The following is a 10,581-nucleotide window of genomic DNA, read 5'->3' as shown; positions in this document are numbered from 1 at the left end:
ACACAACAGGAGATTGATCACGCCATGAAAAGACTGAATAATCGACCAAGAAAAAGATTAGGATACCTTACACCCAATCAGGTATTCTTCAAAAATACGCTTGCACTTCAAAATTGAACTCGCGCTTATTTATTCAACGATGCCGACTTCGTCTGCCAAACAAGATTGGCAGCACATAAGTCTTCTAGCGCGGTACCCACAGACTTAAAGACAGTCACTTCGCTTGCGGATTGTCGTCCCGGATGTTGTGCGCTGCACAGCATCGCTAATTCTGCAACGATGGCGTCACGTGATAAGCTGCCATTTTGCAGACATTGCACAATATCTCCCGCTTCAGATATCGCACCAGCAAAGGTATCGACAAACACGCGGGCACGAGACATCACCAGATCATCCACTTCACGCATGGCTGGTGTAAATCCTCCGACCAGATCGATATGCGTACCTGGTCGCACCCATTCTGATTTGACTATCGCTTGCTTACTGGTAGTTGCACAACTGATGATATCGGCGGCGTGGCAGCTGGCTGCGAGGTTTTCTGTGAAATCGACAATAACGTCAGAAGGAAGTTCAGGATGCTGAAGTATGCTCTCGCAGCATCGTTGAGATTTTTCTGCATCACGTCCCCAGATGCTGATTCTTTTGATGGGTCTGCGATGGCAGTGGGCGACTGCTAGATGTGGAGCCAGTCCACCATTTCCCACCATCACCAGATGCTGACTATCTTCTCTGGAAAGAAAACCAGATGCCAGCGCTGATGCGGCAGCGGTACGCCTTACGGTGAGTTCTTCGCCATCCATGAGTGCTAGTGGAACACCAGTCTGGGTATCCAACAAAATATAGATGGCATGTACCGTAGGATGCTGCTGATTTTTTGGTGCTACCGTCACCAGTTTGACGCCGGTATTTCCTTCATTTTGCCAAGCGGGCATCAGCAATAAACTGGAGTCCGTCGTTGCTGATAGCGAATGAACATGCCGAACAGGTGCAGTGACTTCTTCGGTAAATGCTTTTTCCAGCGCAGTAATGAGCTTTGGGTAGCTCAGGGATAAACGGATTTCATCTTTGCTGACGAAGGGAATCATAGGTGGCGTATCCATAAGAAGATCATGCCATCATACACGCCAAGACTTGCGCATTGTCAACGTGTTAATGGTGGTCGTCGCTGGAGTCATAGACTATCCAGCGACGACCACCATGCGATGAAATTACTGCACCGCATCCGTTAGATAATGCGACAAATAAAAATTACAGCAGAGTAATGGTGACATCAACGTTGCCACGTGTTGCGTTAGAGTAAGGGCAAACTTGATGCGCTTTGTCGATCAGATCCTGAGCAACTGCTTTGTCAAGACCAGGGAGGGAAACGTTGAGTGCAACAGTGATACCAAAGCCACCTTTACCATTTGGACCGATACCGACCAAGCCATTGACCGATACATCGGCAGGTACTGCGATTTTTTCAGTGGAACCAACAAACTTCATCGCGCCGATAAAGCATGCAGAGTAACCCGCTGCGAACAACTGTTCTGGGTTTGTACCTTCGCCACCCGCGCCGCCTAATTCTTTTGGCGTTGTCAATTTTACGGACAATTGATCGTCATTCGATGTTGCGCGGCCATCACGACCGCCAGTTGCTGTTGCGTTTGCTGTGTAAAGTACTTGCATGAAATTCTCCGGTAGGTAGTTAAAAAACGATTTGCTGCGTCGATGATTAATAATAGTACGCAATTAAATTGTGTGCAATCTATTTGATGGTATTTGGTTGATTGTTTTTTTCTATGAGATCGATAGTTGATTGAGCTTCAGGCTATTTATTGTGCTGATTCCGAGTACAACTGATCGCGTAATACTGCCAACTGCTGCCGCAATGAGGTCAGCGTATCGAGCGTTTGGCCGCTGGCACACATAATCTGTGGTGGAATCGCGTTGGCGGCTTTACGCAACTGCTTGCCCTCGGGCGTTAGTAGAATTCTTACCTGGCGTTCATCCTGCTCATCACGTTGCCGAATTAATAATCCGGCGGTTTCCAGACGTTTAAGGAGTGGGGTCAGCGTACCCGAGTCCAGAAACAATGCCTGCCCAATCTCTTTCACTAAGACGCCATCCTGTTCCCATAACACTAACATCACCAGATATTGGGGATAGGTCAGATTTAGTTCCTCTAACAATGGCTTATAGGTTTTCGTCAATGCCAGTGAGGCGGAGTACAAGGCAAAACAAAATTGATTGTCGAGCGCGAGCAGGTTGGTTTCTTTTGTTATTTTTTTTATCATATTTATCTCTGCTAATCTGGTCAGGGTAGGGCAAATAAAGTCACGCGACTCAACAACATCATGATAATCAAAATTCTGGCTCCCGGTTGCAGCATTTCCAGTGATTGCTCCAAGGTATAATGTGGGTATTCCAAAAAAACTCAAAAAAATTCAAAAAGCAGAGGTAATCGTGACTTTTATAGAAAAACTCAACGCCGCATGGACAGACCACCAATCACTTTTGTGCGTAGGTCTGGATCCGGATGTCAGCCGTTTCCCGCCGGAACTAGCAGGAAAGCCTGATGCGATCCTGTCATTTTGCAAAGCCATGATTGATGCCACAGCTGATCTGGCATGTTCTTTTAAACCACAGATTGCCTATTTTGCAGCACTCCGTGCAGAAGATCAGCTCGAAGAAATCTGCCGTTATATTAAAACACGGTATCCGACTATTCCTTTGGTCCTTGACGCTAAGCGGGGTGACATTGGTGCGACAGCCGAGCAATACGCGCGTGAAGCCTTTGAGCGTTATGAGGCAGATGCTGTGACGGTCAATCCCTACATGGGATTTGATTCCGTTGCACCGTATATGGAATGGAAAGACAAGGGGGCGATTGTATTGTGCCGCACCTCCAATACGGGCGGCTCTGATCTACAATTTTTAGACGTCGGCGGTAAGCCTTTGTACCAGCACGTTGCCCGTCTGGTGGCTGATAAATGGAATGTCAACGGCCAATGTTCATTGGTGGTTGGCGCAACGTTCCCAAACGAGCTGGCGCAAGTACGCGAGATCATCGGTGATATGCCTTTGCTGGTGCCAGGTATTGGGGCGCAGGGTGGTGATATTGCAGCAACTGTTGGGGCAGGTAAAACAGCGAACGGTAATGGCATGATGATCAATTCATCGCGTGCGATTTTGTACGCAAAAACAACTGGCACTGAAACGTACACAGAAGCTGCGCGTCGTGTTGCGCAAGAGACGCGTGATGCCATCAATGAACATCGCCAATAATTGTTGTCTGTAGTTTGAACGACTAAAACGTAAGGCAATGGCGCAGAAATGGCATTTTGTATCTCTTGCGCCACTCTTTCATATCGCGACCTTCTCTGAGATCTTTCAATGAGCGCAAACAAGTCGAGCGAGTTTATTTTTCTGGAAGACTTTTCCGCTGAACTCTCTAATAAAAAACTGATTTTCCCGACGTCTGTCGCGGCGACAATGAAGATCAGAAAAGCATTGAGTCAGGCAGATATTTCTAACGATGTGATTGCACGTATTATTGGTAGTGAACCAGTGCTCACTGCCAAGGTATTGCACCTTTGTAATACGCCCTCGTTTAATCCGCAATCTCGTCCAATCAATGATTTGCGTTCTGCGACGATGCTGTTAGGCTTTTCTGCGGTGCGTAATCTTGCGATTGCTGTTGGTATGAAACAGTTGGCCGAAAATAAATACAATGGGAACATACCTACCCAGATGGAGGGCCTATGGCGACGTAGTCTGCGTGTTTCTGCATTGGCATTGGTCATTGCGCGTAAACACACCAAGCTTAGCGTTGACAAGGCGATGCTGGCAGGCTTGTTGCATGATATCGGTAAGTTTTATATTTTAAATCGTGCACATCACTACCAAGCATTATTTACCTCTGATCAAATCTTGTGGAGTTTGATCGATCAATGGCATACCGGTATCGGTACCGCGATTTTAGAAGAGTGGGAAATTGCTGAGGATCTCCGTACTGCCGTGCTTAACCACCGCGGTTATCAACCTGCACCTATGTCAAAACCGAACTTGACCGATGTCTTAGCCGCTGCAGATTTCTTGGATGCCCATTTTGTCGCAGAAAAAATAGAACAAATTGACTGGAGCGTAGTTCCACCTAGTTTGCCTTCGTTGGGCGTCGATCCGAATAATATTGATACTTTGCTACAAGAAACACGAACCGAACTTGCGTTGGTCATGAAGGCGATCGCTTAATCGCTGTCATGTGCGCGAGGGTTAGCTTAATAGCTGATTAAAAGTGTCGGCTTGGCGAACTATGCGTTTAGACTCGCCACCAAGGACATTGTGCGTTTCTTGCAGGATGAACTCATTTGACCCTTTGGTAAAATAGATAACACCTCTGAAATTAGTCCCTAAATAAACAAAAGGGGTGAGTTTCGTCTTCACCGGCGTATCGTTACCCAACAATGCGCGAAGTTTTCGTTCAATATCGTACATACTCTTTTCATTCAGATTGACGATGGTCCCTTTAGGGGTAGGAAAACTTGAAGAAAAAGCGGGTTGTTGGCCCATCGGATTTTTGACCGTAATTTTGATGCCCAGTTTTAAAAATTTAGAGACAGCGGTAAAGTCGTTTTCGTCATACATAGCAAGTTCCTTGGGTGGCGCATACGAATTTTCGTCGCTTCAATGCATCCCGCAAGCTTGCCAGAGTTCGTGTGTGTTGACAATGTTGAATACGGAAAATTGCCTCATTTTGTTTTTTGCAAACAGACAATTCGATGCACTCTCAAATTTCTCCGCGTTGATTTTCAATCAATGCGACGATGGCTAGATTTTTCTGGTTCGTCAGTTTGCTGCATATTAGCGATGCGTTGATATTGAGCAAATTGATCACTAGACTGGCGGCAACTCAGAACGCCATGAGCATTGAGTTGCCTTTGTATTCCATCGTACCTTAGCTACTAGGGGCTCGATTAACATGATTTTCTGCGCAAGTTTATGCAGATGCTGTGGCATTAAGCACGAGCGATCTGAACCCAGCATAATCCTGTGGAACACGTGAATCAGCGACAAGTAAGGTCCGCAACTGCGCCTGTAATGACTCGTTAAGCGAAATTTCTGCCGCTGTTGCAGATGCCTGATGGGGTGAATAATGCAATGATGCTGACAAAGCTCGCAACGCTAAGGTCGGATGCTGGTTGATCAGCGCATCATCGAGCAACTTGCGCGGTGCATCAACATCGCTATGGGCTGCCGCTTTACTGGTAAAGACTAACAGATTGTAGCTGTCGGCTGATTTCGACCACCAGACTTGATGCTGAAATTGGTGATGCAAGCGTGTTAGCATTGGCGCGATCACACTCGGTTTTCCCCATACGTTGGCAACTAGCACGCCATGTTCACTGAGCTGTTGATAGCAGATGGCATAGAAGTAATCTGAATTGAGTGCCGGAACCAGGCCGTTGACATCGTACGCATCCAGAAAAATCACATCTGCTTCGCATTGCTGTTGCGGTAACCAATCTACAGCATCAGCGTGAATGATCTGGAGTCGCGTATTATCGGCAGGGATGCCGAACGCATCCCGTAAGGCAATCACATCGGCATCGATTTCAACCGCCGTGATACGGCATTGCGGGAAATGTTCGTAACAGTATTTGACGAGAGAGCCACCACCGAGACCAATTAATACAATGTGTTCTGGCTGTGAATTGAATAGCAAAAAACCCATCATCGCTCTAGAGTAGGCGCATAGCAGATGTGATGGCATGTCTGTGCGCATGGCACTTTGCATACAATCCGGCGTCAGATACATCATACGCAGAGGCGCGTCATCCAAAACGAAAGGCTTGCCGTGTGCCGCTTTTGCCAGCGCTTGCAATTGCGCCTGATGCCGAGCTTCCTCTGACGTTTGTTTATTTAAAAACAGACGCGATAAACTTTGACGTGGTTGAGCCATCGCTGCCCCGGTATTTGTTAAGAGAGCTTTACAAAAAATATTAAATTGCTGACTGCGCTTGATCCAGTGCGGCCTGCAGCGTTGCTATTTTTTCTAAGAGTATTGCATTTTCACTTTGCAGAGCGATAATTTTTTGTTGCAAAATTCTAGTGTCTGTTGCGCTGTTGTCGTTACCAGTCGTTGCATTGTCATCATTCGCGGTGTGATGATTGGTCGCGCTTTCGGCACCTTCTTCATTGTTTAATTCGGCTGCTTTCACTTTCTTAAACGGTGCTTTTTGTTCGCGAATTTTTTCACGAATTTGTCTTGCCGCCTGCTGTAGCTCTTTACGACCACCCGCGACAGCGGCAATTTGTTCTTCATTTGGCAAAGATGCTACGGCCGCAGCGGCACTGATAGAAATTGTCCCATCGCGCACTGCTTGCACTAATGCTGGAGAGGCGGTGCGCTGGATTTTTTCAATTTGCACTACGGCGTTACTGCTGATTCCCGCAACGCGTGCGATTTCCTGGCGGCTTTGTGTTGGTTTAATGATCGGCACCGCAATATCACTTTCACTGCTGGCAGCAGGTATCGCTTCTTCATGCAGCTTAAGTCGGGTCGTGATGATTTCTTTTTTTCTTAATGCCAGCATACCGCGTTGGAAGTCTGAGACGCTGCGACGGGCGAGGTGATTGTCGATCATCCAGAGTTGAACATCTTCAATATTACTGAAGTTGTCGTTCTGTACCACCTTAAATGGAATCTGATGTTTTTGGCAGATGACGTAACGGTTATGCCCGTCAATGAGAACCTCCCCCCAGCAGACGAGCGCATCGCGACATCCTTCAGTCAGAATGCTGCGTTCCAGTGCCTCATATTCATGCTCGGTGAGTGGGTCAATATAGGCGCGCAATGCCTCATGGATAGTGATGCTCATAACTTAGCCCCTGCAATATTTCTCGGAAGGCGGAATTGTAGCTGATAATTAAGCTAAAAATTGGCGAGAAATCTGACAAAAATCCGCTTACTGTATTTCTGATCAACAGATGGGTAAATTGGGGGGAGGGCCTCGGTCACGTGTACAATAGCGGTCTAATTAAAATTCGATACTTCTGGCTGGTAAAGCCGTTGACTTTCTACAGATGGAAAGCGTTGTATCGGCAATGTTCTTCCTAAAGCGCGCTCTGCAGACATCGATCATCTCCGGACCGGCGCCGCATCAATGAGAATTCATTGCAATTTAACCTCACGGGGCGCATCAGCGCCCGCATGAAAGGATCCCTGATTATGATGACATACGAACAATACCTCGACGAAGTCACGACATTGATGACAGAAAAATTTGAGCTGACCGATGAAGATGCGATCAAACATGTCATGCGTGCCCAAGCAAATGACTTCTTCACCTTGCATGATGATTTGCCAGAAATGCGTACGCAGGAGCGCGCTGAGCTAGATGCGCAGACTATCTATGACCAACGAAACAAGTCTCGCCCGCACACACCACCACAGCGTTCTGTCAAACCGCGTAAATAAGTTGTACTAGTCAAAGAATTCAGATGAAAACACCTAAAAGGATCCAGCCACTAGTCGAAGAAGGATTAGTCGATGAGGTTCTGCGTCAATTAATGAGCGGTAAAGAGGCAACGGTTTATGTGGTCCGTTGTGGCGAAGAAATTCGCTGTGCAAAAGTATACAAAGAAGCCAGTCAGCGCAGCTTTAAGCAGGCCGCATCCTATCAGGAAGGCCGGAAAGTAAAAAATAGCCGGCAGGCTCGTGCCATGGAAAAAGGCACACGCTATGGCCGGAAAATGCAGGAAGAGGTCTGGCAAAACGCCGAAGTCGATGCATTGTATAAGCTTGCTGCCGCAGGAGTGAAGGTCCCACGGCCTTACATCTGTTTTGAAGGTGTTTTATTAATGGATCTGGTCACAGATGCCGATGGCAATGCTGCGCCACGCCTCAATGACGTTGAGCTATCGCGTGAATTGGCGCTGGACTATCACGCCCAGCTATTACGGCAGGTGGTGCTCATGTTATGCGCTGGTGTGATTCATGGTGACTTATCCGAATTTAATATTTTGGTCGATGCAGAAGGCCCTGTCATTATCGACTTGCCGCAAGCCATTGACGCGGCAAGCAATACAGAAGCCGCCTCCATGCTTGAGCGCGATGTCTCCAACCTTGCTTCTTATTTTGGACAATTTGCCCCAGAATTAAATGGAACGCAATTCGGTAAAGAAATCTGGAATCTCTATATCGCCGGTGAACTTACGCCGGATAGTCCATTAACAGGACATGTTGCCGCAGATACGCGTCCGGTGAATGTTGAGGAAGTCATGCAGGAAATTGAGTCAGCAATAATGGAAGAGAAGGAACGTTTGCGTCGTCTGTCTGAGATGTCAGGAACGTGATCGTTTTCATATTTCAATTTCTCGCGTCATTACGTTCGCCTTAAAAATCTACACATATTGCGGTTCGTTATTGTCGGCGGTAGAGAGGGTGGAACCCGCCGTTGCTGATCATGTTAGGCATGGGAGGCGGGAGCGCCCTATCTTTGGCCTACAACCAGTGTCGTAGATTTTTCATAAGCTACATCCCCGTGTGATGTTGGCTCTTCAACTAATAGATTTTCCGCTGATTGCACGTGGCAAGAGGTGCAAAAAATGGGACTGTTTGGGCAAATTGGCATTCTTCTAAAAGGACTTGCCTCCAGACGAACGGTTCAACGCCGTTTGCTATTCCTGTTGCCAAGAAAGTCTAAATAATTCTTTCTAATCTCACCGTTCGTTGTGTTTATTTATCTGTCGGCAGGTGATGGTCGCTATTATCAAGAAGAGGAATTTGATTTGATAAATTCAATTCGTTGCAATATCATAATTTTGATCATTACAATAAGTCATCAAAATCAAATCCCATGATACCTGACAGTTGGACTGTAAAAAAATGAGCGCTTATTTCTTGGTTGCTAAGTGATAGGTGCCCAAAAGAATCATCGCCCCCACAATTGCACCTATAAAGCCAGCTGAGCTCCCTTCCTCATACCAACCGACCAAGTGCCCCAGATAAGTTGCAGCAATAGAGCCAGCTATGCCAATTGCTGCAGTCATGAAGAAACCACTGGGATTGTTTTCGCCTGGCATGATCGCTTTCGCAATCAGTCCGGCAACAAATCCAATTAATACCATCCAAATAACGTGCATAATAAATTCCTTGTCAATGATTAACACTATAGTGTAAGTCGTGCATTTGATGAGTAGATGTTACTTTTTCGAGTCCTGCAGTGTGCTAATGACCCTTAGTTATATTCTTTTGCGTCGAATAAAAAGCGGTATACCAGTGCGCCCATAACACCACCAACGATCGGTGCAATCCAGAACATCCACAGTTGTGCGATAGCCCAATCTCCAACAAATAGAGCAACTGCCGTGCTACGAGCTGGATTCACCGAAGTATTGGTAACAGGGATACTGATGAGATGAATCAAGGTCAGTCCGAAGCCAATCGCCAGCGGCGCAAAACCTGCTGGAGCCCGTTTGTCGGTTGCCCCCATGATTATCAACAGGAACATCATGGTCATGACGACTTCACATAAAAAACACGCAACCATCGAATATTTTCCGGGTGAATGTTCACCATAACCATTAGATGCAAAACCAGTAGAGACGTCAAAGCCGGATTTTCCGCTGGCGATAAGGTATAGCATCAAACCTGCTAAAAAACCACCAGCTATCTGTGCAATGATGTATGGGACGACCTGCTTACCCGGAAAACGTCCTCCAACCCAGAGGCCGATAGAAATTGCCGGATTTAAATGACAGCCTGAAATGTGTCCGATAGCGTAAGCCATCGTTAAAACGGTCAAACCAAAGGCCAGAGCAACGCCGACAAATCCAATCCCTAATCCGGGAAATCCTGCCGCCAGTACAGCGCTACCGCAGCCTCCGAGGACCAGCCAAAATGTCCCAAAAAATTCCGCTCCATATTGTTTCATATTGTTTTCCTATAACGCGTCGAGATGAAAGTGAGTTGACTTTAAAGTCGAGTATCACGCGATTCATTTATGGCACAGTTGTGTATTTTAAATTTAGGAAAAATTCAAAACGGTACTTTCTTTAAAACTATCGCGTTCAGATTCTACAATAACTTTCTCTGGATCTAGCCAAATCGTTTAATCACGGATTTTGGATACCCGAAAAAATCTTTAGTGGTCGCCGAGAAATTGGCATGAATCAAGATAAAAATTTCCGTAAGGATTTTTTTTTGAATGGGCTGCATTTGACATCGCATCAGTGCAAAATGAGACGGTGCATCGAGAGGAAGTTTATTTGTAAAAATACGTTACGACTTACATGCCAATTCTTGACACCTTGAACTTTGTCAGTGATTATCTATCACTCTTATCGATCAAATTTTTGGGGGGAATATGGGTATTTTAGAAGAAGTGATTGGCGCTGTCGTTGCCGTTGAAGGAGTTAAGAAATTGGATCCTGATGCCTCATTGTTGACCGAGGGAATTGCCGCTATTACTGGATTTGAAGGTGTGAAAGTTGTTGGCGAACATTTAGAAAAAAAAGAGAATGACTCAAGTTCCACCGAGTAATCTGTTTGATGTTGCTGATCAGTGATTATTTAATTGGTAATAGCAGCCCTTAGGT

13 protein-coding genes and 1 pseudogene are annotated in these 10,581 nt (G+C 46.2%); 6 read left to right on the top strand and 8 right to left on the bottom strand.

The features are described from left to right. Positions 1–117, top strand: a pseudogene (locus ACO0KV_RS14740) (IS30 family transposase); the annotation flags it as partial. 8 nt (positions 118–125) lie between these two features. On the opposite strand, the gene ACO0KV_RS14735 reads toward ACO0KV_RS14740, so the two are convergent. The 3 genes from ACO0KV_RS14735 to ACO0KV_RS14725 form a co-directional block, all read right to left on the bottom strand. Continuing rightward, positions 126–1,100 (bottom strand): ornithine cyclodeaminase family protein, encoded by a 975-nt coding sequence (locus ACO0KV_RS14735; protein ID WP_423043353.1) that lies wholly within the window; start codon positions 1,098–1,100, stop codon positions 126–128. Between the two features lie 148 nt (positions 1,101–1,248). Continuing rightward, the gene (locus ACO0KV_RS14730; RefSeq protein WP_423043352.1) at positions 1,249–1,668 is read right to left on the bottom strand and encodes an organic hydroperoxide resistance protein; all 420 of its coding nucleotides are present in this window, start codon (positions 1,666–1,668) and stop codon (positions 1,249–1,251) included. A 146-nt stretch (positions 1,669–1,814) separates the two neighbouring features. Further along, the gene (locus ACO0KV_RS14725) at positions 1,815–2,276 is read right to left on the bottom strand and encodes a MarR family winged helix-turn-helix transcriptional regulator (protein ID WP_423043350.1); all 462 of its coding nucleotides are present in this window, start codon (positions 2,274–2,276) and stop codon (positions 1,815–1,817) included. Positions 2,277–2,445: 169 nt separating this feature from the next. On the opposite strand from ACO0KV_RS14725, the gene pyrF reads away from it, so the two are divergent. Both pyrF and ACO0KV_RS14715 read left to right on the top strand, forming a co-directional pair. Further along, positions 2,446–3,267 carry an orotidine-5'-phosphate decarboxylase gene (pyrF, locus tag ACO0KV_RS14720; protein WP_423043348.1) on the top strand — a complete coding sequence of 274 codons (822 nt, stop codon included), beginning with the start codon at positions 2,446–2,448 and terminating at the stop codon, positions 3,265–3,267. A 108-nt stretch (positions 3,268–3,375) separates the two neighbouring features. After that, positions 3,376–4,233 carry an HDOD domain-containing protein gene (locus ACO0KV_RS14715; protein ID WP_423043346.1) on the top strand — a complete coding sequence of 286 codons (858 nt, stop codon included), beginning with the start codon at positions 3,376–3,378 and terminating at the stop codon, positions 4,231–4,233. Between the two features lie 21 nt (positions 4,234–4,254). Here the strand turns inward: ACO0KV_RS14715 and ACO0KV_RS14710 are convergent, their stop codons facing one another. The 3 genes from ACO0KV_RS14710 to ACO0KV_RS14700 all read right to left on the bottom strand — a co-directional run bounded on the left by ACO0KV_RS14710 (position 4,255) and on the right by ACO0KV_RS14700 (position 6,860). After that, positions 4,255–4,626, bottom strand: coding sequence for a hypothetical protein (locus ACO0KV_RS14710; protein ID WP_423043342.1), 372 nt, complete (start codon positions 4,624–4,626; stop codon positions 4,255–4,257). A gap of 352 nt (positions 4,627–4,978) precedes the next feature. After that, positions 4,979–5,941 (bottom strand): fused MFS/spermidine synthase, encoded by a 963-nt coding sequence (locus ACO0KV_RS14705; RefSeq protein WP_423043340.1) that lies wholly within the window; start codon positions 5,939–5,941, stop codon positions 4,979–4,981. Positions 5,942–5,981: 40 nt separating this feature from the next. Continuing rightward, positions 5,982–6,860 carry a hypothetical protein gene (locus ACO0KV_RS14700; protein ID WP_423043338.1) on the bottom strand — a complete coding sequence of 293 codons (879 nt, stop codon included), beginning with the start codon at positions 6,858–6,860 and terminating at the stop codon, positions 5,982–5,984. 350 nt (positions 6,861–7,210) lie between these two features. On the opposite strand from ACO0KV_RS14700, the gene ACO0KV_RS14695 reads away from it, so the two are divergent. Continuing rightward, the gene (locus ACO0KV_RS14695; RefSeq protein WP_423043336.1) at positions 7,211–7,459 is read left to right on the top strand and encodes a hypothetical protein; all 249 of its coding nucleotides are present in this window, start codon (positions 7,211–7,213) and stop codon (positions 7,457–7,459) included. A 23-nt stretch (positions 7,460–7,482) separates the two neighbouring features. After that, the gene (locus ACO0KV_RS14690) at positions 7,483–8,337 is read left to right on the top strand and encodes a PA4780 family RIO1-like protein kinase (protein ID WP_423043335.1); all 855 of its coding nucleotides are present in this window, start codon (positions 7,483–7,485) and stop codon (positions 8,335–8,337) included. Positions 8,338–8,877: 540 nt separating this feature from the next. On the opposite strand, the gene ACO0KV_RS14685 is transcribed toward ACO0KV_RS14690, so the two are convergent. Together ACO0KV_RS14685 and aqpZ are read right to left on the bottom strand one after the other, a co-directional pair. Then, the gene (locus tag ACO0KV_RS14685) at positions 8,878–9,126 is read right to left on the bottom strand and encodes a GlsB/YeaQ/YmgE family stress response membrane protein (protein WP_423043333.1); all 249 of its coding nucleotides are present in this window, start codon (positions 9,124–9,126) and stop codon (positions 8,878–8,880) included. Positions 9,127–9,221: 95 nt separating this feature from the next. Next, a complete protein-coding gene (aqpZ, locus tag ACO0KV_RS14680) occupies positions 9,222–9,917 on the bottom strand; it encodes an aquaporin Z (RefSeq protein ID WP_423043331.1) in 696 nt (231 codons plus the stop codon). A 432-nt stretch (positions 9,918–10,349) separates the two neighbouring features. Between aqpZ and ACO0KV_RS14675 the strand changes: the two genes are divergently transcribed. Continuing rightward, positions 10,350–10,526, top strand: coding sequence for a hypothetical protein (locus ACO0KV_RS14675; RefSeq protein ID WP_423043329.1), 177 nt, complete (start codon positions 10,350–10,352; stop codon positions 10,524–10,526). The last annotated feature ends 55 nt before the right edge of the window (positions 10,527–10,581 follow it).

It is taken from the genome of Undibacterium sp. RuRC25W (assembly GCF_049339825.1).
In the GTDB taxonomy this organism is placed as follows: domain Bacteria; phylum Pseudomonadota; class Gammaproteobacteria; order Burkholderiales; family Burkholderiaceae_D; genus Undibacterium.
This window is presented reverse-complemented; position numbering and strand designations above follow the sequence as displayed.

Coding starts and splice junctions, on each gene's coding strand:
- ACO0KV_RS14735 (WP_423043353.1), bottom strand. CDS start 1,100: ATGGATACGCCACCTATGATTCCCTTCGTCAGCAAAGATGAAATCCGT.
- ACO0KV_RS14730 (WP_423043352.1), bottom strand. CDS start 1,668: ATGCAAGTACTTTACACAGCAAACGCAACAGCAACTGGCGGTCGTGAT.
- ACO0KV_RS14725 (WP_423043350.1), bottom strand. CDS start 2,276: ATGATAAAAAAAATAACAAAAGAAACCAACCTGCTCGCGCTCGACAAT.
- ACO0KV_RS14715 (WP_423043346.1), top strand. CDS start 3,376: ATGAGCGCAAACAAGTCGAGCGAGTTTATTTTTCTGGAAGACTTTTCC.
- ACO0KV_RS14710 (WP_423043342.1), bottom strand. CDS start 4,626: ATGTATGACGAAAACGACTTTACCGCTGTCTCTAAATTTTTAAAACTG.
- ACO0KV_RS14705 (WP_423043340.1), bottom strand. CDS start 5,941: ATGGCTCAACCACGTCAAAGTTTATCGCGTCTGTTTTTAAATAAACAA.
- ACO0KV_RS14700 (WP_423043338.1), bottom strand. CDS start 6,860: ATGAGCATCACTATCCATGAGGCATTGCGCGCCTATATTGACCCACTC.
- ACO0KV_RS14695 (WP_423043336.1), top strand. CDS start 7,211: ATGATGACATACGAACAATACCTCGACGAAGTCACGACATTGATGACA.
- ACO0KV_RS14690 (WP_423043335.1), top strand. CDS start 7,483: ATGAAAACACCTAAAAGGATCCAGCCACTAGTCGAAGAAGGATTAGTC.
- ACO0KV_RS14685 (WP_423043333.1), bottom strand. CDS start 9,126: ATGCACGTTATTTGGATGGTATTAATTGGATTTGTTGCCGGACTGATT.
- aqpZ (WP_423043331.1), bottom strand. CDS start 9,917: ATGAAACAATATGGAGCGGAATTTTTTGGGACATTTTGGCTGGTCCTC.
- ACO0KV_RS14675 (WP_423043329.1), top strand. CDS start 10,350: ATGGGTATTTTAGAAGAAGTGATTGGCGCTGTCGTTGCCGTTGAAGGA.